Source organism: Azospirillum sp. BE72 (assembly GCF_031455875.1).
Lineage (GTDB): Bacteria > Pseudomonadota > Alphaproteobacteria > Azospirillales > Azospirillaceae > Azospirillum.
Genome location: NZ_JAVDTO010000032.1, coordinates 1 through 23,252, shown reverse-complemented (window position 1 = coordinate 23,252; position 23,252 = coordinate 1). Strand labels below are relative to the sequence as shown.

At 61.0% G+C, this 23,252-nt stretch carries 24 protein-coding genes; 21 read left to right on the top strand and 3 right to left on the bottom strand.

Going from position 1 to position 23,252, the window contains the following annotated elements; genetic code table 11:
- Positions 1-235: 235 nt before the first annotated feature.
- The gene (locus tag J2Y49_RS32520; RefSeq protein ID WP_409017946.1) at positions 236-502 is read right to left on the bottom strand and encodes a ribbon-helix-helix domain-containing protein; all 267 of its coding nucleotides are present in this window, start codon (positions 500-502) and stop codon (positions 236-238) included.
- Positions 503-1,699: 1,197 nt separating this feature from the next.
- Here J2Y49_RS32520 and J2Y49_RS31810 point away from each other — a divergent pair.
- Both J2Y49_RS31810 and J2Y49_RS31805 read left to right on the top strand, forming a co-directional pair.
- Positions 1,700-2,728: an AAA family ATPase gene (locus J2Y49_RS31810; protein WP_310119729.1), complete on the top strand. Its 1,029-nt coding sequence runs from the start codon at positions 1,700-1,702 to the stop codon at positions 2,726-2,728.
- Complete coding sequence (locus tag J2Y49_RS31805) at positions 2,718-3,590, top strand: ParB/RepB/Spo0J family partition protein (protein ID WP_310119728.1); 873 nt, start codon at positions 2,718-2,720, stop codon at positions 3,588-3,590. Before J2Y49_RS31810 ends, J2Y49_RS31805 begins: the two co-directional genes overlap by 11 nt.
- 67 nt (positions 3,591-3,657) lie before the next feature.
- Here the strand turns inward: J2Y49_RS31805 and J2Y49_RS31800 are convergent, their stop codons facing one another.
- Together J2Y49_RS31800 and J2Y49_RS31795 are read right to left on the bottom strand one after the other, a co-directional pair.
- Entirely contained in the window at positions 3,658-4,152 is a 495-nt protein-coding gene (locus J2Y49_RS31800; protein ID WP_310119726.1) for a transglycosylase SLT domain-containing protein, read from the bottom strand.
- 61 nt (positions 4,153-4,213) lie between these two features.
- The gene (locus tag J2Y49_RS31795; protein WP_310119725.1) at positions 4,214-4,426 is read right to left on the bottom strand and encodes a hypothetical protein; all 213 of its coding nucleotides are present in this window, start codon (positions 4,424-4,426) and stop codon (positions 4,214-4,216) included.
- A gap of 323 nt (positions 4,427-4,749) precedes the next feature.
- Between J2Y49_RS31795 and J2Y49_RS31790 the strand changes: the two genes are divergently transcribed.
- The 19 genes from J2Y49_RS31790 to J2Y49_RS31700 form a co-directional block, all read left to right on the top strand.
- Positions 4,750-5,085: a hypothetical protein gene (locus J2Y49_RS31790; protein WP_310119724.1), complete on the top strand. Its 336-nt coding sequence runs from the start codon at positions 4,750-4,752 to the stop codon at positions 5,083-5,085.
- Positions 5,086-5,087: 2 nt separating this feature from the next.
- Positions 5,088-5,381: a type IV conjugative transfer system protein TraL gene (gene traL, locus J2Y49_RS31785; protein WP_310119721.1), complete on the top strand. Its 294-nt coding sequence runs from the start codon at positions 5,088-5,090 to the stop codon at positions 5,379-5,381.
- A 4-nt stretch (positions 5,382-5,385) separates the two neighbouring features.
- Complete coding sequence (locus J2Y49_RS31780) at positions 5,386-5,958, top strand: TraE/TraK family type IV conjugative transfer system protein (RefSeq protein WP_310119719.1); 573 nt, start codon at positions 5,386-5,388, stop codon at positions 5,956-5,958.
- On the top strand, positions 5,955-6,686 hold the full coding sequence (locus J2Y49_RS31775) for a type-F conjugative transfer system secretin TraK (RefSeq protein WP_310119717.1): 732 nt from the start codon (positions 5,955-5,957) through the stop codon (positions 6,684-6,686). Before J2Y49_RS31780 ends, J2Y49_RS31775 begins: the two co-directional genes overlap by 4 nt.
- Positions 6,670-8,010 (top strand): TrbI/VirB10 family protein, encoded by a 1,341-nt coding sequence (locus J2Y49_RS31770; protein WP_310119716.1) that lies wholly within the window; start codon positions 6,670-6,672, stop codon positions 8,008-8,010. The genes J2Y49_RS31775 and J2Y49_RS31770 overlap by 17 nt, the downstream gene beginning before the upstream one ends.
- 12 nt (positions 8,011-8,022) lie before the next feature.
- A complete protein-coding gene (locus J2Y49_RS31765) occupies positions 8,023-8,835 on the top strand; it encodes a DsbC family protein (RefSeq protein ID WP_310119714.1) in 813 nt (270 codons plus the stop codon).
- Between the two features lies 1 nt (position 8,836).
- Positions 8,837-9,313 (top strand): type IV conjugative transfer system lipoprotein TraV, encoded by a 477-nt coding sequence (gene traV / locus J2Y49_RS31760; RefSeq protein WP_310119713.1) that lies wholly within the window; start codon positions 8,837-8,839, stop codon positions 9,311-9,313.
- Between the two features lie 2 nt (positions 9,314-9,315).
- Complete coding sequence (traC, locus tag J2Y49_RS31755; RefSeq protein ID WP_310119712.1) at positions 9,316-11,880, top strand: type IV secretion system protein TraC; 2,565 nt, start codon at positions 9,316-9,318, stop codon at positions 11,878-11,880.
- Between the two features lie 24 nt (positions 11,881-11,904).
- On the top strand, positions 11,905-12,234 hold the full coding sequence (locus J2Y49_RS31750; RefSeq protein ID WP_310119710.1) for a hypothetical protein: 330 nt from the start codon (positions 11,905-11,907) through the stop codon (positions 12,232-12,234).
- Positions 12,227-12,583, top strand: a complete 357-nt coding sequence (locus tag J2Y49_RS31745; RefSeq protein ID WP_310119708.1) for a TrbI F-type domain-containing protein — start codon at positions 12,227-12,229, stop codon at positions 12,581-12,583. The genes J2Y49_RS31750 and J2Y49_RS31745 overlap by 8 nt, the downstream gene beginning before the upstream one ends.
- Complete coding sequence (locus J2Y49_RS31740; protein WP_310119707.1) at positions 12,567-13,034, top strand: S26 family signal peptidase; 468 nt, start codon at positions 12,567-12,569, stop codon at positions 13,032-13,034. The genes J2Y49_RS31745 and J2Y49_RS31740 overlap by 17 nt, the downstream gene beginning before the upstream one ends.
- Positions 12,961-13,605 carry a type-F conjugative transfer system protein TraW gene (gene traW / locus J2Y49_RS31735; protein ID WP_310119706.1) on the top strand — a complete coding sequence of 215 codons (645 nt, stop codon included), beginning with the start codon at positions 12,961-12,963 and terminating at the stop codon, positions 13,603-13,605. Before J2Y49_RS31740 ends, traW begins: the two co-directional genes overlap by 74 nt.
- Positions 13,602-14,630, top strand: a complete 1,029-nt coding sequence (gene traU, locus J2Y49_RS31730) for a conjugal transfer pilus assembly protein TraU (RefSeq protein ID WP_310119704.1) — start codon at positions 13,602-13,604, stop codon at positions 14,628-14,630. Before traW ends, traU begins: the two co-directional genes overlap by 4 nt.
- Before the next feature lie 14 nt (positions 14,631-14,644).
- Positions 14,645-15,385, top strand: a complete 741-nt coding sequence (gene trbC / locus J2Y49_RS31725) for a type-F conjugative transfer system pilin assembly protein TrbC (protein WP_310119703.1) — start codon at positions 14,645-14,647, stop codon at positions 15,383-15,385.
- Positions 15,382-16,461 (top strand): hypothetical protein, encoded by a 1,080-nt coding sequence (locus J2Y49_RS31720; protein ID WP_310119702.1) that lies wholly within the window; start codon positions 15,382-15,384, stop codon positions 16,459-16,461. The genes trbC and J2Y49_RS31720 overlap by 4 nt, the downstream gene beginning before the upstream one ends.
- Entirely contained in the window at positions 16,431-17,735 is a 1,305-nt protein-coding gene (locus J2Y49_RS31715) for a conjugal transfer protein TraN (protein WP_310119701.1), read from the top strand. Before J2Y49_RS31720 ends, J2Y49_RS31715 begins: the two co-directional genes overlap by 31 nt.
- Positions 17,722-18,519 carry a conjugal transfer protein TraF gene (locus tag J2Y49_RS31710; protein WP_310119699.1) on the top strand — a complete coding sequence of 266 codons (798 nt, stop codon included), beginning with the start codon at positions 17,722-17,724 and terminating at the stop codon, positions 18,517-18,519. Before J2Y49_RS31715 ends, J2Y49_RS31710 begins: the two co-directional genes overlap by 14 nt.
- Positions 18,509-19,939 carry a conjugal transfer protein TraH gene (locus tag J2Y49_RS31705; RefSeq protein ID WP_310119698.1) on the top strand — a complete coding sequence of 477 codons (1,431 nt, stop codon included), beginning with the start codon at positions 18,509-18,511 and terminating at the stop codon, positions 19,937-19,939. The genes J2Y49_RS31710 and J2Y49_RS31705 overlap by 11 nt, the downstream gene beginning before the upstream one ends.
- A 7-nt stretch (positions 19,940-19,946) precedes the next feature.
- Positions 19,947-23,252, top strand: a 3,306-nt coding sequence (locus tag J2Y49_RS31700) for a conjugal transfer protein TraG N-terminal domain-containing protein (RefSeq protein WP_310119697.1), incomplete at its 3' end; no start/stop codon positions are given.

Below are 23,252 nucleotides of genomic sequence, written 5' to 3'. Positions count from 1 at the left end.
TGGAGTGGCGTCCAGTTCAGCGTCGTTCCGCAGCATTCGGGCTGTGCTCTGTAGCTGGGTGCGCGCCTCGGCCGTAGCAGGGATCCAAGCCGTCACGCGCACATAGCCCTTCGCCTTCAGGCGTTGCTCATAAGCTCGCACGCGCCGGGAATTGTTAGTCGGCATCTACCACCCCATAGCTTAACTGTAGGCACGCTACCGTAACGCGCGTCACGCGGCAACGGCGTAACGCGCGTTACGCAGCAGCATCGAACGAGCGGGGGAGGGGAGTCGCATGGCGCTGATGGTGCAGTACATAGCAGCGCAAGACGCTCGCGAGCGGCACACCACCGTCAATGTCCTTGCCGTACTCTTTGAAAATGTGCCGCACAAGATGTTGCCAACGGCCAAATTTTAGCTGAAGAGCCATTTCATCTAAGGCATCCCAGAATGGCCGCTCAAGAAGAACGGTCGTCCGGCCGCAGCCAATTCTCAGAGTGCGTTGTTCAGCATTGTAGAGCACGGTCTTGGTCCTATACCTACTTTATCAACGATGGGGCGGGTCTCGCTGCCCATGGAGCACAGCGGCGCATTTCGTCTATCTGTCCCGATTATCGGCACACCAATAGTGGCATAATCGCTACCTTATCTTGTGGCACGTTGTCGCATATCGTCACAATTCAGCGCACCGGAAACAATGCCCTGGAACGTAAATCCCCTTGATTCCGCTAGACATTTTTCAGGAACAGACGGACTATATATCATGGCATAAATGCCACCTTTTGGCTATGCGAGTCGCAGCCCTGCTCAGCGATATTAGCGGTGGACGACCAGAAAAATGTATATCGCCATACCTACATATACGTGTATAGCGTCTTTGCGATAATTATTAGCTGGCGAGTGGAGCCCAATCCAGGGGCGTACCCAAGCGGCTCAATTCCCTTTATTTCCAACACTTTAATCGACGCATGCCATTCCATGCGTGGACTCGCGTAAACCGCCTTGCCTCAGATAATTACATACCCGATTATGCACTACCATTACGCCACAGTTGCACTCGCGAAAGTTCTTGTAGTACGCCATGTTAAACAAGCGTCCTCCGTACGTCTGGGAATGATGAAACTCGGTGAACTCTTCGCCAGAGTCGGGGCAATCAGCAGCAGGCCATGGTTTGCATTTGCGGTTGTGCTTACTATTGCAAAATTTTGCGATAAGTCCGGCGTCATATCTTTGCCGCGAGATGAACTAGCAGAGCATGTCGTCAGCCTTCTTGACCAAGATCGCTGGTCAGATCGCCGCACTAGTCGCTCAATGCTATCGAAGGCAACGGCCGGCCCGGACATTAGTCGGGTAATTACAGAGCTTATGGTCGGCGGGATTATTGCAGAGCGCTACTATGTTGATCCAGCCGGTAATCGGTTCGACAAACAAGGGCGTGGTCGCATCGCTGCATATCGATTAGATCCCGAAGTATTTATGGCGATTACAAGGGGCGAGGTCTAGCTGATACTACTGTCAACGGTAGGATGCTTAGGCCCTGCCTATTGCGTTACTGGCGAGCGGGTGAGCACCTGCTCAATCGCTTCGGTCTGCGCAGGAGCCGACGCTGAGCGCAGAGTGGCTTTGACGAAAATAGTAGTAGCAACTGAGCGACAGAGGGTTGACGCGGTTGCTACTACTGAATATCGTGTCGTCATCAAGACACACGAGGGGACCGCCAATGGAAGGCGAAGAAATGCGTGCGCTTCGCGAAGCGCGCGGGCTGGATCAAGCTGCGTTCGCAGATTGGCTCAACACCCAGCTGAACCGCCGCTATAACAAGCAGAAGATCTCGCGTTGGGAGACCGGGGCGGAACGGATCCCAGAAGCCGTGAACGATCTGCTCGCCGGCGACATTCAGCAACCAGCGCCGCGGCCGCAACTCGCTCCGACAATCCTCGCCGTTGCCAATCAGAAGGGCGGGGTCGGGAAAACTGTCACCGCCGTAAACCTCGCCTACCATCTGGCTCAGGCTGGGGCCCGCGTTTTGCTCATCGACGCGGACTCGCAAAGCAATGCGTCGATCCACCTCGGCTTGGGCGCCGGCGCGATCCTCTCGCTCGAACAGGCCGGCAAAACGACCTACGATTTCCTCATCAAAGACGCTGAGTTGCCCGATGTCGTTTACGAGACGACTTACAAAGGGCTCCACCTGATGCCCGCCAGCTTGTCCTTGGCCGATGCAGACGCAGGGTTGGTAACGGACAGCATCGCGGGGAAGGCTGTTGATAGGAAGATGCGCGGTCTCCGCCGCAGCTATGACTTCGTGGTCATCGACTGCGCTCCGAACCTGGGTGCCGTCACGATCAACATGCTGTCGGCGTCGGATTTGGTGCTGGTCCCCGTCCAAACGGAGACCTTCGCTCTCCATGGCGTACAGCGCCTGGTCGCCACGATCACGCGCATTCGCCGCTCGGCCAATCCGGACTTGGACATTCTGGGCCTTGTGCCGACCCTCTACCGCAGGAACCTCACAGAGCATCGTGACACCCTTAGTGATATGCGGAACCAGTGGGAAAAGAGCTTGCACATCTATGAACCCATCCCGAATGCGACGATCCTCGCGCAAGCCGCGTCGGCCGGGCAGGTCGTGTTTGCCGTCGAGGGCTCGGTGCCTGGGCAAGAGGTGTTTGAAGCCATCACCGCGGACCTGATGCGGATCGCCGCGAAGAAGGCGGCAGCCAAGGGGGAGAGCGTCTATGGCTCGTAAGCTGCAGCGGCGAACCAGCGAATTGCTCGGCGGCGTCGATCCGACAGAGAACCTTGCTGGCACGTCTCGCCTTTTCGGGCAATCAGAGAACCTGCCGCGCGTTGTCGAGCTTCAGCTTGATGCTATCCAGCTGAACCCGGATCAACCCCGGCAGCACTTCGATGATGAAGCCATTGCTTCTTTGGCGCAGTCGATCGAGCGGCATGGTCTCAAGAACCCTGTGCTGGTCCAGGGCGACCGGGATCAGGGCTATGTCCTCATTGCTGGGGAGCGCCGTCTGCGCGCTCACCAGTTGCTGGGAAGGGCGAGCATCTTTGCCATCATCACAGAAGGCGATTTGGACGAAATCGCTCTGGTGGACAATGTGCAGCGGGTTGATCTGAACGAGGTCGAGTACGCGCGAGCTTTGGAGCGCTTGGCAGACAAGCATGGCTACACGCAAACCGATCTAGGAAAAGTGGTCGGGCGCGCACAGCCGGACATTGCCAGAAGCCTATCAGTGCTGAGGATCGCTGACAGCATCCTGGTGGAGTACATGCCCTTGGCAGGCCAGATCGCCAAAACCGTCCTGTACGAGTTGGCGACGGTAGACGGCGAGGAAGCCCAACGCGCGATATGGGACGCGTTGAAGAAGACCGGCTTCTCAATCAAAGCGGTGCGGAACGCTAAAGCGGAAGCTGGTCCGGCCCCTCAACCGGCAAAGCCCCCGGCCGATGCCGTCAAGGCTGCCACCACCGGCATTAAGCGGCTCGTCGGCGGTGTGGAAAAACTGCACGCCTACCGCGCAGCCCTGACGCCGGAACATCGACAGGAACTTCTCGCACTACGGGCGAAGGTCGATCAGCTGCTCGGTGGCGAGTGAACAATGGAGTGTCATCGCCCGGTTATGTGAATTCGCATAATCGGGCGGTGCGCAACATCCCCGTGGGTCACGACCGGACGCAGTACGAGATTTTCAGTTCTGGGGCCAGTGCCCGCGCGAGGCGGCATCGGTATGCCTGATTCCGGACTAGATCGCGGGTGTTGTGAAAGGCGCCTGCCGCCCGTTCCCACGTGCCGTGGCGCTCCTTCAGTTCGATGAGGAAGGCCGCGCCGGCCCGAACGTTGGTCAGTGGGTCGAGAACCTTTTCCACGCTGCCAAAGCGGTATGCGTGATACCGCATGTTCATTTGGACGCAGCCAGCATCCGGGTACTGACGCTTGGTCAGCATGCCCGTGAGCGCCGATACAGCCTCGGCCTTGGTCTGGTAATAAAAGCCCTGACCGGCCAAGTTGAGGGTCCAAGGCCAGCCGGTGCTTTCGACCTGTCCAATCGCCTTCAGGATGCGGTGTGGCACGCCACTCTCTTCAGCAACCTGGGCGATCGCATCCTCGCACGTCGGCGCCGCTCGCACAGGGCAGGCAGGAAGCAGGGTGGCTGCCATGATGGCAGCCCCCAAGAGCATCGAGCGCGAGGGGACGTGATAGGCGCGGTTAAAGCTGCGCCTAGGGCTTCTTCTGTCCATCCAGATACTCACGGAACTGCTGCTGCAGATCAGGATCCTCAAGGAACCGGTCCGTCAGCCATTGGAACAAGGTGACTTTGTGGACCTTCCGATCCAGCTGGTACGTCAGATCGGTGAGGTGCTTTTCGACCGCAGCCGCTGAGCTTGTGGTGAGCTTGAAGGACGTGAGCACGGTCTTGCCACTATCGGTCATTCGATCTGCCTCTTTCTCTAATATATGTGTATATACGTCAATACCCATTTGACGATATGCAGCTATAAATGCTAAACCATAGCTGCATATACGACCGTTATGGCGAAGGCGCTGAAATCACTCAAGAGCCTCGGAGTGGCGGCGACCAGCGCGCACCTACATGCGCAGTGCAAGAGGGTGCGACGAAACATCGCGATCAGGCTGAGGTAATCAGATTGCGCAAATGTGTCTCGAAAGATACCGCAATTCGTGGCATAAGCGCCACCGTTATGGTGATCGAGCGCGGCTGAACGCGTCAGACCAACAGAAAGGAACTATTAACCATGAAGTTCGACAGTTCGCTCTCCACACTGAACCGGGACGGGAAAGACAAGGTTGCATCCGCGGCCCTGGCTGTTCTGGCTTGCGTCTTCGTCGTGGCTCTCTGCGATCCGGCCTTTGCTGGCACGGACACCACCTTCGACACACTGAACACCCGCTTCTCCGGTTACATCAGCGGTTCGGGCGGCGAGTTGGCCGCGGTGCTGGCCTTCGGCTTCGCCCTCGCTGGATCCATCCTGAAGTTCAATCTTCAGCAGATGGCTTCCGCGGTCGGCGTTGGGGCGATGGCCGGTCTCGGGCTGCCGATCATCACCGGGGGCATTACGGCGCTGGTGTAATCATGAGCAACGGCGACGTTGAGCCCTACTACATTCCCCGTCATTTAGACGACCCGGAGCGGTGGTATTTCTGGACCTTTGACGAAGCATTGGTAATCGTCGGCCCGATCATTCTTGGCTACGTTTTCCATATGTTTACCTTTGGCATCTTGCTTTCTGCTGGCGGTTATTTTGCCTACAGGAAGTTCAAAGGTTCAGAACAAGCCAACGTCGCCGTTTACGGCGTGTATTGGTACTATCCACCGCTTGGCCTGAAAGGAACGCCCCCGTCATACGTGCGGCGTTACGTGGGGTAAAGCAATGGACTTTCGCTTACACAACACAACGCTGCACGATGCTATCGTGCTGCGAAACATATTCTTAGTCCTCCTTGTTCTGAGCTTGCTCGTCAACGCGGGCCAAGCCTGGAATGCGGCCACGGAAGACAAGGTTACGCGGCTGGTGCCGTCCGTAATTCCGGACGGCATGACGATCGGCACGAAGTCTGTGGACCGGGCGACGCTTGAACTGCTGACGCGCGATATGGCGGGGCTGCTGCTGAACGGCACGCCAGCCACGACCGACTATGCGCGCCAAGCCATCCTGCGCATCACGCATCCGGCGGTGTACGGCGCTGTCGAACAACAGACGCTCGAATACTTCGGCTATTTGCGTGATCGCAAACTATCCACGGTCTACTTCCCCACATCGGTCAATGTCGACACGCGCACCATGATGGTGGAGATGGTGGGGCAATTCGACACTTACATGGGGAAGACCCAGACCAACTCTGAAGTGAAGATTTATCAGTTCAAGTGGGCTTTCTCTGGTGGCCGTCTGTCCTTTTACGGCTTCCAAGAGGTGAGCAAAGATCATGCTGGAGGTAAGCAATGACGCCGCGGGCCTGGGCCATTCTGGCCGCCGTTGGCTTGGTCGCACTGCCGGTGTCGGCAGGCGCCATGCAGATCAAGAAGGTTGTCGATGGCGGCGAGATTTCGGCAACCGTGTCGAAGCTCGATCCCAACAGGATTGCCGTGGTCGGTGACCGGGTAACCAGCGTGAAAATGGAGAAGGGGGCTTTCTCAGCAACGGTCGATAAGGCGACGGGCGATCTGTATGTGCAGACGCTGCCCGGCGGCGAAGGAGCGCCGCTGAACTTCTTCCTGACCACTGAGCGCGGCTACACCTACAAGCTGCTTCTCACCCCGGCGGACCGTCCTTCCGAGCAAATCGCCCTGCATAATCCGCAGGTCAACGGCTCCAAGGAAGCCGGCGACTGGGAGCGGGAAACTCCCTTCCAAGAGTCGGTGGTCCGCCTCATCCGGTCGATGGTGCTCGAAGAGGCCATCAAGGGCTACGAGATCAGCGCACCGGACACTTCTTACGACCTCGGCGGCGGCATCCGGGTTGTGCTGAAGGCTCACTACCTCGGCAAGTCGCTCGACGGTGAAGCCTACACGGTCAGGAACACGGCGAGCCAGCCGGTGGAGCTGACGGAGCAACGCTTCAAGCGGGCCGGTGTGGTGGCTGCAATGCTGACGGAACGGGTGCTGCAGCCGGGGGGTGAGACCACGGCCTTCGTTGCGCTTCGGAAGGGGTCAGGCAATGTCACGGGACGCTGAAGCACAAAGACTCAAGCGGCGGCAGCAGCTGGTCGCTGGTGGCACCATCGCGGTCGTGCTGGTCGGCGCTGTCGTCTATCTCGTCCTGCGCCAGCCCGGCCCCGCGACCATGGCATCCTTCGATCCCAACAAGGCCGTGAAGATCAATGATCTGTCCGGCGCCTCGGCACCGGAAAAAAACTGGCTGAACAAGGCGGAAGAACGCTTTGGGAAGCTGGAAAAGACGGTGGACTTCTTGAACTCGGCTAAGACCGCGGCAGAGAAGGAAGTCGATCGGCTGAAGTCGGAACTCAAGGCAACGAATGAGGCATTCGTTGCCGCTGAGAAGAACGCGAAGGAGGTGATCAGCGCACAGGCTGACGCCTTTGAAAAGCTGGAAGGTGAGAACAAACGGCTGCAGGATCAGGTGCAGGCCGTGGCGGTAGCCAGCCCCAATGCTGCGCCGAACGCGGGCAATCAGAACCGGCGTTTCGTGCCGTCCCAAGGCGGTCAGTCGGCCGGCGTGAACGGCGATTTCGTCTCGCGCCAGAACGGCCGTCCGAGAGCCGGAGCCGACAATCTGGTGAACGGGACGGAGGCCCCGCGCGGCGGCGTCGAGGTGGTCACGTTCAGCCTTGATCAGCCGGCCGGGCCTGGGCGGTCGCGGTCAACCCGCGACTACGTGCCGGCGGGCGCCTATGCCGCCGCTGAAATCATCAGCGGCGTGGATGCCTCCACATCCGTAACCTCGCAAGCCGATCCGCGGCCGATGCTGATCCGCATCGTCGGCCCGGCGAAGTCCGCGGCGCTGAAAGGCGCACAGATACAAGAGACCGATATCGTCGGCTGCACGGTCACCGTTGCTGCCACCGGCGACCTATCGTCGGAAAAGGTGTATGGCCGTCTGCAGCGCATGACCTGCACCCGCAAGGCGGGGGAGGTCATGGAAGCGGACGTTAAGGGCTATCTGGTCGGTGCTGGCAAGGCTGGTATCCGCGGTGAAGTCGTGAGCCGCGAAGGCGATCTGGTGATGCAGAGCTTCTTCGCCGGCGTGGCCGGTGGCGTTGGCAAGACCTTCTCGCAAACACTCGGCGGCGGTATGGCCGGCTTTGGCGGTCTTGGCGGCAGCGGCATCACGATCAACACCGGCGAGACCGAAGCCCCGAGCTTTGGGCAAGTCGCAAAGTCGGGCATAGGGCAGGGCCTGGGGAATGCTGGTGACCGGCTCTCCGATTACCTCATCAAGCGCGCCGAACAGTACCAGCCGGTCATCACCGCGCAGCCTGGACCCGTCGAGGTCGTATTCATCGAAGGGTTCCACCTCGACGGCCGCTCGGCCAAATAAGGAAAGATTGTTATGAGCTATCGCATTGCGATGGGCGCCTTTGCGGCTGCCCTCCTGGGGGCGAGTGGCCCGGCTCTGGCGGATTGCACCGCGCAGGATGCATCCGCGGTAACGTCGGCTTTCGCAGCCCGCATGCCGAACACCCGTGTCACCAAGCTCAGCTGCACGCCCTGGCCTGGGGTGTTTGAAGTAGTCGCTGGGAAGAACGTCTTCTACACCGACGCGTCGGCCCGGCTGGTCTTCGTCGGCTCGATGTATGATCTGGTGGCGCGCGAGGACCTGACGGAACCGGTTCGTGACGCGGCCGGGGGTGGAGAGGGTGCCAAAGTGGGGCGGGTGGACGTGCCCGATGACGGCCCCGCGGTCACTCCCGTCACAAGGCCGCCGACACCTGAATTGTCAGCCGCTTGGGAGACGTTCCCGGCCAACACCGCAGTCGTGAGCGGTGCCGGACGACCGCTGAAGCTGGCCGTCTTCTCGGACCTGGGCTGCAGCTACTGCCGCGAACTGCACAAGGCGCTCGTGGAGTGGGGGGACGTGGAGGTTCACGAGTACGTGACCACTATCCTCGGCACGGAAAGCCTCGCGGACAAGGCTCTGTGCTCCGACGATCCCGCGGCGGCAGTCGACCGCACCTACAGAGGCGAGAAGTTGGCTGGTGGCACCCCCGGCTGCTCGCGCGAGCGCACTGCACAGGTGCGGTCCTTCATGGATTCCAAGGGCTGGCGTGGAACGCCAATGCTCGTGCGCGCCGATGGGGCCGTGATGGTCGGGTTCCCCGGCAGAGACAAAGTTCGCGGCTGGCTCACCGATGGGGGCAAGTAAGATGCGTGGTATTTTCCTGGCGATAGGACTCGCCGCCCTGCTTGGCGGCTGTAGCGGCCTCAACGGCAACATCTCAGGATCTTGGGATTGCCCGGCCCAGAAAGGCCGCGGCTGCGTGTCGATCACTGAGGCGGATGAACTGGCGCGTCACGGCGGCGGAACGGCGGTCGTGTCCTCGGGCGTCTATACGGCTCCCAAGGCCGCTGCCACGGTTCCCGCACCGTCCTCCCAGACCTCGAACGCCGGCGTCTTGGAAGCGCTCGGCCTGAAGGGCTCTACAGGTAGCGTCAGCGCCGCCAGTGCGGAGCCGGTGCGCTTGGCTCCGGGAGCCGCGGCACCGTCCGTGGTGGTGCCGCCCCGCACCCGTGAACGGGTGGCGAGCATCTATTTCTTCCCCTTCGTGGATGCGACCGACGCATACCACGATGCAGCCTACGTCCACGCGACGATTGTCCCGTCTGAGTGGGTGGAGCGCTGACCATGCTGAACCTGCTGGACGGATTGCAAGGCACGCTCACCGGAGTGTCGATGGCGCAGCTGCGTGAAAAGCTGCGCAATCTGTTCGGTGACGACCACCTGATTGACCGCCAGTCCGAGTTGGAACGGCCGCACTCCATCGCGGAACTCCTGCCTTACCGCGTCTACGATCAGGAAAACGACCTTTACATCAACCGCGACAGCCACGGCTTCATCCTCGAATGTTCACCGCTGGTGGGCGCCAATGAGGAAACCGTCAACCTCCTAACGGGGATGATTACGGACGGGCTGCCGGCGGGCTGCTCGGGTCAAATCCTGTGCTGGGCCAGCCCGAACGTCGCCGCCACGCTCAAGCAGTGGGTCGGCATGCGGGAGAAGCAAGGAGGCATCTACGCTCGCCTGGGGCAACGTCGGTTGGAGCATCTGGCCCGCGGCGGCTGGGAATCCTTGCTGCCAAGCTCTCCCTGCCTGCTGCGACACTTCCGCTGCTTCATCGCCCTCAGCCTGCCCGGCAAGGGTGACATGCGGACCTTCGACCAGATGCGCATGCTCCGTGCTGGCTTGGTCGCCACGCTGTCCGGCATGAAGATCCGCGCGTCGGTGCTGCGGCCGGAGGGGCTAATCGCTTGGCTGGACGAGGTGTTCAATCCGCGCGAAGGATTGGATCGCGACGTGCCGCCGTATAGCTCCACCGATCCGATCAACGCCCAAGTCGGTACGGGTGAAAGTCAGCTGATCGTCGGGCGCGGCGGTCTTGGCCTGGGAGCGGTGGAAGAGTGCGATGACGGCCGCCGCCGGTCGGCATTCGACGTGCGCTGCTTCGCCGTGCGCAGCTTCCCAGAGGTGTGGGCGCAGTGGCAAATGGCCCGCTTGATCGGCGATCCCAGCAACGATCAGCTGCGGCCATCGGGTCCATTCCTTTCGGTCTTCACCTTCACGATTGGCGAAGATGTGAACGCGTCGATGAAGGCGAGCGCGAAGGCAACGCGCGCCACGCAGCAAGCCGGGACGGACATGGCTCGGTTCGTGCCGAGCATCCGGGAGAAAGAGCGCGACTGGAAGTTCGCCAAGGCCAAGCTCGATCAGGGGCAAAAGCTGGTGAAAGGCTTCTACAGCGTGGTGATCTTCGCGCGCCGGGGCGAGGGGGACGAGGCAGAGCGACGCATCAGGGGCTTGTACCGGGCGAACGGCTGGGCACTGGCCCGTGAGCAATTCGTCCAGCTGCAGACCTTCTTGACGGCGCTCCCACACACCCTGTCGGAAGGACTGGCGCAGGACCTGGATTACTATGGCCGCACGCGAACCATGGTCTCGTGGACCTGTGCGAACCTGGCCCCCCTCCAAGGCGAATGGCGGGGCATGGGAGACCCGTATCTGCAGCTGATCGGCCGGCGCGGCGAACCATTCTGGTGGAACCCTTTCGCCAACACTGAAGGCAACTACAACACCATCGTGGTCGGCAAGTCGGGTTCCGGCAAATCGGTGGCGATGCAGGAACTGGCCGCCGCTCTGCGCGGGGCGGGCGCTCACGTCGTCGTGGTCGACAATGGCCGGAGCTTCGAGAACAGCGGCAAGCTGCAAGGAGGATCGCACGTCGAGTTCACCGCGGCGGCTGGGTTGTGCGTGAACCCGTTCAGCATCATCGACGCGTCCAGCTTTGCGGAAGACGGCGATTACCGCGGCGAAGTGGTCGAGTTGATCAACAAGATGGTGCGGCAGATGTGCCGGCCGCATGAACGCACGGACTCTGTGGAGAATGCACTCATCGCCAAGGCCATCATGGCGGCGCTCGAAGTGCGCGAGACCGGCGAACTCGTGACCATGACGACGGTCGGCCGTTTCCTGCGCGAGAACCCGGACGCGCGTGCACAGGATCTCGGCCTCATGCTCGAACCCTACATGGTGGGCGGCCTGTATGCCCGTCTCTTCGAGGGGGAGTGCAACATCGACCTCGGCAATCCGCTCACCATCTTCGAAATGGCGGAGCTTAGCGGCAAGAAGGAGCTTCAGGGCGTCGTGCTTCTGATGCTGATGTTCCTCGTCTTCCAGGCGATGTACCGCAGCAAACGCCGCTATCCGGTCGCCCTCATCATCGACGAAGCCTGGGAACTGCTGCACGGCGAAGCAAGCGGCGAGTTCATTGAGAAATTCGCACGCACATGCCGAAAGTATTTCGGGGCACTTATCACCGGCACTCAATCGGTGGACGATTACTACAAGACACCAGCGACACTGGCCGCGTTCCAAAATTCGGACTGGGCCCTGCTGCTGGCTCAGAAGAATGAATCAGTCGAAGCCATCAAGAAATCCGGACGGATTGCCTGCGATCCGCAGATGGAAACAGCGTTGAAGTCACTGAAAATGGTCGAACACCAGTTCTCGGAAATCATGGTGTATGGACCGATGGGGTACCATATCGGCCGCCTTATTCTCGATCCTTATTCCATCGCGCTGTATTCCTCGAAGGGCCAAGACTACGCCGAAATTCAGCATCTCGTTGACCAAGGCGTCTCTCTGGAAGATGCCGTCGATAAGGTTGCCGACCGCATTCGTAATGCTCGGCATTGAAGCACAACAAGAAAGGATGACTCCATGAACCTCGCAACCGTGAAAGCCAAGATGACCGCAGCCGGCCGCACCCTGTCCGGCATTCTGATCCCGGCGCTTGGTGCCGCCCTGTTCCTGCCCGGTTTCGTGCTGTGGGCGTTGCTGGCGCTGCTGCACTTCGACACCGGCGCTCTGCTGGCCCTGTTCGCAAGCCTCCTTCAGCATTGGCAAGCCTTGCCGGCGGATGCACAGGCTGACGCTGCGCTCAGCCTGGAACGGGTGATCATGGTTGGCGTCGCCGCGCTGTGGGCGGTGTGGCTGGTCCTCACCAGTTCGCTGTTCGTCGGCCGGAACAAGGATGCCGTCCGTGGGTAGCGCGCTGCTCGGTGAGCTGAAGACGGTCGCGGTGGCGCTGCTTGCCGCCTTGGTCGTCGTTCTTGGGCATGCCCACTTCAATCCGCCGCCGCCGACGATGGTCAAGGTTGGGCTGAAGGGTCTGGTTGAAGGGTTCGTGCTGGACACTGCGAAGTCCGTGAAGGACGAACACGAAGTGGCTGCTCGCACTGAGGCTTTCATCCAGGGCCTCAACACCGAAGTCAACCGGATCGCTGATACCTACAACGTCATCATCGTTCCGAAAGAGGCTGTGATGGCCGGCGCCCCCGACGTGACGGGCTTGGTCGAACAAGCGCTTCGTGAGGGGAGCTATGCGCCGCGTCGTTAATGTCGCTGCTGCGGTTGCTCTGCTGATCGCCGGCACTGCGGGTGTCGTGTGGAGCCGCAGCCATCAGATCCTCATCAACAAGACGGGGAGCTTGGGGAACTGGGGCTTCATAGTCGATATCGGACGATTGCCGGATCGAGGCGAAATGGTGGCATTTATGCCACCATCAAACCCCTACTACTCTGAGACTTTCGTCAAAATCGTGGGAGGGGTGCCGGGGGATGAGGTGGAGCGGGACGGCCAGACCTATCGCGTGGCTGGCCGTCCGATTGGGGAGGCAAAAGCGGTCTCCGCCCGCGGCCTTCCCCTCGCTCCCGGTCCAACGGGGGTTCTCCCCCCCGGCCATTACTTCGTCTACGCGCCCCACAAGGATTCCTATGACTCGCGATACGCGGATATTGGCTGGGTTCCTGCTGCTGCTGTGCTCGGCGCTGCACGCCCCATTCTCTGACGCGGTGGCCGCGGACCTCGGCGTGCACGGTCAGGTCTTCCCGGTGGCTGAACCGGACATGCTCGAAATGATCATGGCGAAGCTCCGCCAGATGGAGGCGGAGGGCAAGATCACGGAAATGCAGGAAGGCTTGAAAAGCCGGACGGCCGCATACGCGGTTCGCCCGCCGCCCGTCCCCGGAATTGGTACTGCAGTCCAGGCGCGCTCCTGGCTCTACGATCCGGCGGTGGCCCTGAACCGTGACTTGCAGGACCAAGACGGAAACGTGTTCCAGAAGTCAGGGCGGCGGATCAACCCGCTCGACTACATCAACCTGTCCCAGCAGATGCTTTTCATCAACGGCGATGATGAGAAGCAGGTCGCCTGGGCGAAGCGCACTGAGAACGCACTGGGCGGCCGGGCCAAGATCATCCTCGTGCGTGGGGCTGTGGCCGATCACAGCCGGCGGGAAGGCAAGCCCTATTACTTCGACCAAGGCGGGAAGCTCACCGAACGCTTCGGGATCCGCAATGTGCCTGCGCTGATCCGGCAGGAAGGCCGCTATCTGCGCATCGAAGAGGTGCCACAATGAAAAAGCTGCTGTGCGCGCTGGGCCTCCTGGCCGTCGTGGTGATGGCGGCCGTTGGTCTCGGTCGGCAGGCCGTGGCGCAATCTGCCTCCACGTCGGGAACCTGCACCGGACACTTCGTCAATCCGATCAGCGATCTGTGCTGGGATTGCGTGTTTCCGATCACGATCGGCAGCTTCCCTCTGCTGCCGTCGAACCGTCCGGACACGCCCAATCCCGCCTTGCCGATCTGCATGTGCCCGATGCCGCTCCCGCCATTCATCCGGCTGGGTTTGGCTGTCGGCTACTGGGAACCGGCCCGGCTCGCGGACGTCACCCGGCATCCGTACTGCTTCGTCAATCTTGGCGGCTTCACTCTGGGGAACATCCCAGCGCCGGCGGGGAAGACCGTCTCCAAGGACGGGAACAGCCACGACGCGGCATGGCACATCCACTGGTACATCTATCCGGTGCTGTACTGGCTAGAGATCTTGGTCGACTGGATTTGTCTGGAAGCCGTGTCGGTCGATATCGCCTACATCACCGAACTCGATCCGTTGTGGCTCGATGACGAACTGACATTCCTGATCAACCCGGAAGCGGTTCTCTTCGCCAATCCGATTGCTATTGCTGCCTGTGCAGCCGACTGCGTTGCTGCGTCTGTGGGCATGCCGCTTGATCCGCTGTTCTGGTGCGCGGGCTGCCAAGGCTCCTATTACCCGCTCGACGGCCGTCTGCCCAACCATGTGGGCTCCATCCAATCCAGCCTGCTCGCCGCCGAACGGTTCGTCTACAAGCTCCACCGCGAACTCATTCTGTGGGCCGAAGGGGGTCCGGAAGCGATCTGCGGCAAGTATCCCCTGCCGGTGGTCCGCAAATCCCTCTACCGCTCGCAGATCACCAATCCAGTGCCCGGCCCGTGGGGGCTGTTCGGCTGCAACCCGCTCGGCCGTTCGACGGTGCTCTACGAGACCGGTCGCGAGGTGCCGGTGATTGGCGAGGACTTCGGCTTCTTGTTCTGGAGGAAACGCAATTGCTGCAGCTTCTAAGGCCGCTGTGCGCGATGGCCGTGCTGCTGGCCCTGGTGCCGGCCAACGCGGAAGACCTGAACCAGCTTCGCCAGCAGGTGCGGCCGGACCTCACCGAGAAGGCCATTGAGGCACAAAAAGGTGAGGCGCAGTCCTTCCTCGATGGCGTCATGGGCAGGGTGCAGGGCTCTGGCGCCATGGACGACACCGGGAAGTGGGTGCGCAACAACCGCATTCGCCTGGGCGGGGCCGGAGAGCGCGCCACTGGCGGGCCTCTAGCCACCGAGAGCGGCGTTGACCTGGGCGAACTGGTGGGCCGTTACGCTGGCCCTATGGACGAAGCTCAGACGGCTGGGCAGGACCTGCACTCGCCGCTCGTGTTCGTCTCGTTCTCGATGCCGGAGGCGGCGCTGAAGGATCTGGCGGAGCAAACGCGCCGGGCCGGCGGCGCACTGCTCTTCCGCGGCATGGTCAACAACAACATCACCGACACCATGGCCGCCATGGGCCGGATCGTTGGGGAACAGGGCGGAGCGATGCTCGATCCGACCATGTTCCGCATGTTCGATGTCAAGGTCGTGCCGACTATCGTTGTGCCGGCCGAGCAGGTTCAGCCCTGCTTTGAGCCAAGGTGCCGGTCGGCCGCGCCGGAGCATGATCGGATCGCAGGCAACGTCACGCTTTTCTATGCGCTGGAAACGATCGCGAATGCCGGCGGACCTGGCGCTGCGCGAGCGGCGGAGAACCTGTCCAAGCTCCGGAGTGCTGAGCCATGAACCGGACAACGCTATGCGTCCTGGCCGCTCTGCTGCTGGCCCTGCCTGCCTCGGCCCAGACGCAATCCGATGCACGGAATGACGCCAAGGCGTTCGGCACTCCGCAGCAGGAAAATCTCAAGGGGGTGGCGCGGAATCAGTCGAACCCCGGTGAGGTGCCGAACTATCAAGGCACGAACCTGCCGGAGTCAGCCTACCAGAACGGCATCATGTTCGATGATGCGGTAGAGCGGGCGCATGACACCTCCACGCCCGAAGGCGAAGCGGCAACGCTGCTGAGCGACAGCTTCACCAATCGCCCGAAGATCGAGGTGAAGCGGTCGGACGCCTGGATGCAGCCCGGCCTCGATGCTGAAGCGAACCCGAAGTCGCTGGTGGACAGCTTCACCGGCCGATACGGGGAGTGCAAAGAGCTTCCCGGTGCGACGCTGCCTGGGGGATCGACATACAAGACCTGCGACGTGTGGAGCGATCTCACGACAAGCACCTGCTATCTCGAACGTCTGGTGTCGGTCGATCAGCATCACCGCTACCGCTGCGACAAGGTGCGAGACAGCTACACCGTCAGCTGCCAAAAGCAGCTGCGCGTCTCCTGCGACTGGATTCAGTCGACAGGACTTGAAGGAGCACAAGTATCCTCGGGCTGCGGCGGGGTGAGCGCTGGAATAGCCGGGAACGCGATCTGGATTGGGTCAGATACCACCTACCCGAATATCGGCGCTGCCATGTGTGGTGGTCCCGGAAATTCAGAAGCGTGGTTCAACATCTACATACCAGACGTCAATGTTCTTGAGTCCTTGCGCATTGAAAAGGTGAGATACGGCGCAAGAGACTTTCTCAATGTGTACGTCAACGATCAACACGTCCTTGGTCTCGGCCAGTACAACAACACCCTTGCGGGAGACGCGCTCAACGTCTGGGCAGAGGTGAAGCACGTTCTTCGTAGCGGGTGGAACAGTGTTCACCTGACCACGAATGCTGGCGCGAATATTGGATACCTTTACATGGCGGGCTCAACCCGTCGATGCGGGCAGTGGAGAGAAACATGGAACGATGGCTGCGCAGGCTATTACTGACGCTGGGTGTCGTCATGTCTGCACTAACCGCGTTTTCCTTCAGCGCTGACGCAAGTTGCGTCAAGACGTCGGAATGGTGCGCAGAAGGTGGCGGAACGCGGACGATCGACGGCTTTCCTGTCTATAAGGACTGCTGGCGCTACGACGCCACCATGCGCTGTGGCAGCGGCACCTATCTTGATTACTGTGCCCCTCTCCGCAACACCGGGCGCTGCACGGCGGTGAATTCGACCTGCGTCGCCTGGGATCCGGATGGCATCTGCGGCCGGTATCAGGACGAATATGTGTGCGACGTCCAACTCGGCTCCCTGCCGAGCAACGTCGTGTTCCTGAACACGACCTACACCATCAGCAACGATTCCATTTCCAACCAGTGCACGTCGCTGGAACAGAACAGCAGCTGCGAGCTTGCCGGCGAGGTCTGCGTCGAAGGTGGCGGAACCCGCAACATCAACGGGCTCGACGTTTACAAGGATTGCTGGAAGTGGCGCCGTGATTACACCTGCCGGGCTGCCTCCACCAAGAACGACTGCGCCAAGAACGAACAGGAAGGATGCACCTTCCTGAACGAAGAGTGCATCGCGACCGACCGAAGCGGCACGTGCCGCACATGGCAGCGCAACTATCGGTGCGGCGAAGCATCCTCCCAAGGCCCCAAGCAAGTTGTCTGCGGAGACTCCATCTATTGCATCGACGGTGACTGCGAAAGCATCTCCTACGAGCCGAATAAAGACTTCACCAAGGCCGTGACCTACCTGAATTTGCTCCGGGATATGGGAAAGGACTTCGACCCGAATTCCCTCCGCGTGTTCTCTGGAAGAAACTATTACTGCGGCAAGGGCATCATTGGTTTTTCCAATTGCTGCTCTGATGATGGATGGGGCCTTGATCTTGGAATTGCTCAGTGCAGCGACGACGAAAAGATGCTGGCTGAAAAGTTGAATGCGAAGCTGTGCACTTATGTTGGGACCTACTGCGGCAATAAAATCCTCGGCGTCTGCTTGTCAAAGCGGAAGAGCTATTGCTGCTTCCAATCCCGTCTTGCGCGCATGCTGCAGGAACAAGGCCGCCCCCAAATTCACAAAGAGTGGGGCGATCCGAAATCTCCTAACTGCACCGGGTTCACGCTGGAAGAAATGCAAAGGATCGACTTCAGTCAAGTCGATCTGACGGAGTTCTACCCGCAACTCCTGAAGCAAATCGACGTGCCGGTCGAAGCGAAAATCAAAGACGAATTCACCAGTCGGATCGAGAACTACTATGCGCGTCGGTAAGAACATCCTGATCCTGGCGCTGCTGTGGCTGGTTTCGGCCGGCGCGGCGGCGGCTGAGGACAAGCCGAAATGGTGCGACCTGCAGAAACTCGGGTGGCACTTCTACTGCGATCCTGACGCGGAGGAACCGGCGGCTCAGCCGCCGCCTGCTCCTGCAGCGCAGCCGGCCCCGAAGACGGCCCGTGAACGCGTTGCCGCGATCCGTGAAGAGTTGGAGGAAGCCCGAGCCGAAATGGTGCTGAACCCGCGCGATCCCGCCGCGGTGGCGCGCTACATCGCGCTGCAGCGGCAGACGCTGGATCGCGCGTCGGACGTCAGCGACACATGGCGTCGCGTGATCTGGCAGAGCCCGGAGCTTGATTACTCCCTCGAACGGCCTGTAGGCACGATGGCGAAGCGGACCTGGCTGGATCAGCGGCGTGCTGCGGAGGACCGCACCATCCGGGGCCTGAACGAGCGGTATGGCGTCTTCTTCTTCTTCGCCTCGAACTGCGTCTACTGCCACGCCTTCAGCCCGATCATGCGCAACTTTGCCGACAAGTACGGCGTGTCGGTGATGGCCGTGTCGGTCGATGGCGGCACGCTGCCTGAGTGGCCGGAAGCTGTTCGCGATACCGGCCAGATGGCCCGCTTCGGCCTCTCGGAAAAGCCCGTCCCGGCCGTCGTCCTCTACGACACCAAAGCCAACCAGCTGATCGAGGTTGGGTACGGCGTCCTGTCCCAACAGGACCTTGAAGAACGGATCTTTGTGCTCACACAGGTGGAGATCGGCCATGACTACTAAGGCTCTCAAGGCGGCTGCGGCCGTGATCGTCGTGGCGATCGGCTCCCTGGCTGTTGCGCCGGCCGATGCTGGCGTGCGGGACCGCATGCGCGAGTTCTTTCAGGACTCCGGCATTCGCGCCAATGTGACCGGCCCTCAAGCGTATCAGGGGCAGGAGTCCGGCTACTACACCGGCGGCAACATCTACGCGCGTGTGCCGTCGAAGAATGCCAACCTCGTCAACATCCAGCTGCCGTCGATGCGGGCAGGATGCGGCGGCATCGACGCGTTCTCAGGCGCCTTCTCCTTCATCAATGCCGCCCAGCTGGTCGCGACGCTGAAGGCCATCGCCAGCAACGCGCCGGCCTTTGCCTTCGAACTGGCTTTGGAGACCATCTCCCCCGTCATCGCGGAGAAGATGGGCGAATTGAACGATCTGATTCAGAAGATCAACCAAGCCAACATCAACAGCTGCGAAACCGCACAGGCGCTGGTCGGTGGCCTTTGGCCGGCATCCGACCGGGCATCAAAGCTGATCTGTGAAAAGGTCGGCAACAGCCAAGGCATCTTCGCTGACTTCGCGGCATCCCGGCATGGCTGCTCGAATGAGGGGCGGCGCACCTCCACGCTCAACGCCGCGGACAGCAAGGTGAAGGAGCAAATCCCGATCAACAAGAACCTGACCTGGGAGGCCATCAAGAAGAATGACGTGCTGAACGGTGACACCGAAATGCGCGAACTGATGATGACCATTGCTGGCACGGTGATCCTCACGGGCGGCGGCACCGATGACGCCCCCCAGAACCACCGGCATATCTCGCCGCAGGTCATCAATGCCGAGTTGATTTCGGCCCTGCTGGACGGCGACACCAACGTGATGGTGTATGGCTGCGGCACCGATACCGATAAGTGCCTGAACCCGACCGACGCGCGGACCAAGAGCATCTACATCGCGGCCGACGCGGCGTTCAAACCCCGTGTGCGCGATATCCTGCTCGGGATGGTGGAAGCGATCCGCACCAATCGGAAGCTGACCGCGACCGAGCGGAACTTCCTGAACATGACCAGCCTGCCCGTTTACAAGATGCTGAATGTCTACACGGCCTATCAGGGCCTGAAGGCGGAGGAAGAACTTCCAAAATACGCGGAAATCATCGCCATCGACTTGGTGTCTCAGTTCATTTCGGAAGGACTGAAGCAAGTCGAGGAAGGTGGCAATCAGGTCATGATTGCCTTGGGCAGCGAACTGGACACGTGGAAGCGCAGCCTCCGCGAAAGCCGCAAGGCGCTTGCCGAACACAAAGCCGAAAGCCTGGATCGCGTGAACCAGACCATCCAGCTGGTGCAGCAGACCCAGTTTATCGAATCCCTCCTGGCAAGCCGCCTCACGGGGTCGCTGAGCGCAAGCCTCGGGTGGTCGCGCGCAATGGCCCGGCAGTGAGGTCAACATGTGGGAAATCATCACCTATGGCGGCGGCGTCTACCTTGTTGACCTGTTCAACGGTGTTGCCGCCCTCACCGGCGCCGGCGACTTCGGGGCCGCAATCCGGGTCACGTTGACGGCCTGCTTCGGCATGATCCTGCTGCAGACGGCATTCGGCCAGAAATGGTCGGATAATCTGCGGTGGTTCGCCACGGTCATCGTCATCTACAACGGCCTGCTCGTGCCTCGCGTCACCGTCCTCATCACGGACAGGATCAACCCGACCCTGCTTGGTGCCGCGGTCGCCAACGTCCCCTGGGGGCTGGGGGTGCTCGCCAGCGTGTCGAGCCAAGTGGGCGACCGCTTGGCTCGTAATGTCGAGGTGGCGTTCTCGCTGCCGAATGACATGCGCTACACCCAGAACGGGTTCATCTTCGGATCCAGACTCCTGCAGTCGTCACTAAATTTCGAAATCACGAACAGCGAATTCGCGGGCAACGTCCGCGAATTCATGAACCAGTGCGTCTTTTATGATCTTCTATTGGGGCATCTTAGTCTCGAAGAGATGAAGCAATCGCGTGATCTATGGACTTACCTGACTGTGACGAACACGCCGTCACAGGCCCGATCCTTCGAAATGCGCACAGCCGGCACCCCCTCGATCGTCGGCTGCGATATCGGCGGTGTGGCCTTGAGCAACCAGTGGGCTGGGGAGGTCGACCGAGCCTCCACGATCTTCGGTGTGAAGCTGTTCCCGGATCGCTCTGCCGTGCAAGCGAAGGCGTTGCTGCTGTCCTCCCTCCCCGTCGCCCATGACTTCCTCGTCGGCGCGTCGCGCTCTGCGGCGGATATCATGAAGCAGTCTATGGTGCTGAACGCCGTGCACGGTGCGCTGCAGTCCTCTACGGCTGCGACCGGCAACAGTGCTGCACTGGACGTCTACGCCCAAACCCGGGCAGAGAGGCAGACAGAGATGGGTTACCGCGCTGTCGGCCGGCAGGCCGAACAGTGGGTGCCTCTGCTCAAGATCGTTCTGGAAGCGCTCTTCTATGGTGTCTTCCCCATCGTGGTCCTGCTGTTCTTCATTCCCAAGGCTGGGCTGGGCACGCTGAAGAACTATTTCGGCGTCTTCGTTTGGCTGCAAAGCTGGCCGATCCTCTATGCGATCCTCAACCGGCTCATGACGGGCTATGCGGGCCTCGGCGTCAGCGCGCAGGCTGCGCTTCCGGCCGGCGGTTCCGGGATCACGATGGTGACCGCCGCTGGCATTGATTCCGTACAGGGTGATGTGGCGGTCCTGGCCGGGTATCTCTCCATGTCGATCCCGTTCCTGGCGTTCGCCATTGCCAAGGGGGCAACGAGTGTGGCGGGCATGGCCACCTCCATGTTGGCGGTGCCGCAGGGCGCTGCGCAACAGGCCGCCGGCGAAGCAAGCACGGGCAATCTGAGCCTCGGCAACACGAATGTGGGCAACCACGCATTCCATACGATGCGCGCCAATCAGGTGATGAGCAGCGCCATGTACGATCAGGGGGCCACGACTTACCGCACCGCTGAAGGCAGCACGTATACAGTCACCTCCGGCGGGCGAACGGTACTCGATACGGCCGCCGGCGAGTCCAAGCTGCCGGTGGACATCAACCTGACCAGTGGCCTGGAACGCGCCTATCGCGAACAGGGGTCTCAGGCGCAGACCCTGGGCGAGCGGGAAAGCGAGCGCGCGTCCTTCAGCCGGGCCAATACCTTCGGAAAGGTCAGCGAACTCGCCAATCTCAATTCTAAGGGGCTGGCATTCGATAAGAGCCGCAGCGTTCACGAGAACCGCGGAGAGACGGAGGCGTTCAACCGCATTAGAAGCGCGGCAGAGGATTTCGCGAAGTCGAACGGCTTGACCATTGAGGAAGCAACCGCCCTGATTGCTGGCGCCTCGTCAGGCATTGGCTTTGAGGCGTTCGGTACTAAGTTCGGCGTGAGCATGCAGGGATCGTCTACTACAGGCAAATCGCGTTCGGACTTGTGGGACAAGGCAAAGAAGTATTCAGAAGCAAAGGATCTGCGCTCGGCGTTCGAAAGCGCCACAAATTACGTGAAAAATTCAGATGAACGCGACTACTCTCAGCAGGGGAGAGAACTGCGAGAAAGTGTCCGGCAAGGCTATGAGGAAACCTCAACCTTCGAGCGCTCGTCCGAAAGCTATTTCGAAAAGGCAAGACGTTTCGAAACGTCTGCAGAAGAGGTGGAACGCGAGTCTGGCTCGATCAACCGCAACCTTCAGCAGCCCTTTTTCGAGTGGTTGCAGAAGCAGCAGCGGAACGGCGGCGTCATGGGCGTCAATGGGGCCAGAAACCTACTGGAATCGACCCACCCGATGGATCGGGATGAAGTGCAGAGCTATGCTCGCCGCTTTCTTGAAACGGAGGTCACCCCCTCCCTCGACCGTCTCCCGACCGCACGCAGCATGGCAGGTGGCGCTGCAGAAGCACGCGGCCTGACGGGTAGTAACGCGCAACCGGCTCCCGTTCCCCTGGGCGCAGATCGCGCGTCAGCTGGGTCTATGGGCGCATCGGTAGGCAACTCTCAGCCTGCTGCGGTAGCGCCGCCGGTCGCTCAGCCTCGGCAGGCTGGCGGCACCCCGGACAGGGTGTTGCGAAATGATCCGGCCAACCCGCTCACTCTGCCCCAGAGGGCGCCAGAACGGCTGGAAAGCGCGCTGCCGCCTGAAAAGCCGCACCGTGATGGCGCTCACCCCGAAATGTCCAATTTCGAACAGAACTTTGCCCGTATTGGTGGGGAAATCAAAAAGGGGCGGCAGGAAATCAACAACGCCGCGGTTGTGAAGCCAGACGTCGAGGTTCAGTCTGACCGGCACCCGACCGCTGAAGCCGTGAATGCAGCGACGGAAACCGCCGGGAAGGTCGTTGGAAAACCCGGTAGCGGCGCCTTCCTGCAGCTTGGCAATTTCACGCCCGGAAACGTCATCAACACAGACCCTCCACCCAAGCCGCCTAAAGCGGCGAAATCGCCTGCCAAGGTTCCTCAAGGCGGAGCTACGCCGAAGGCGACTGAGGGCGGTGGTGGCGATGAGCCGTCCGCTATGGAGGGCGGCGGCGCTCCCGATCGTTCCGTCACCTCGCGCGGCCGCCATGCCGACGCCCTGCCGCCCGTCGCTGAGCCGGTCGGCACCGCACCGGCAGTGGTCGAGGGCGGCGGCTCCGATCAACCCGTCACCTCGCGCAGCCGCCATGCCGACGCCCTGCCGCCCGTCGCTGAGCCGGTCGGCACCGCACCGGCAGTGGTCGAGGGCGGCGGCTCCGATCAACCCGTCACCTCG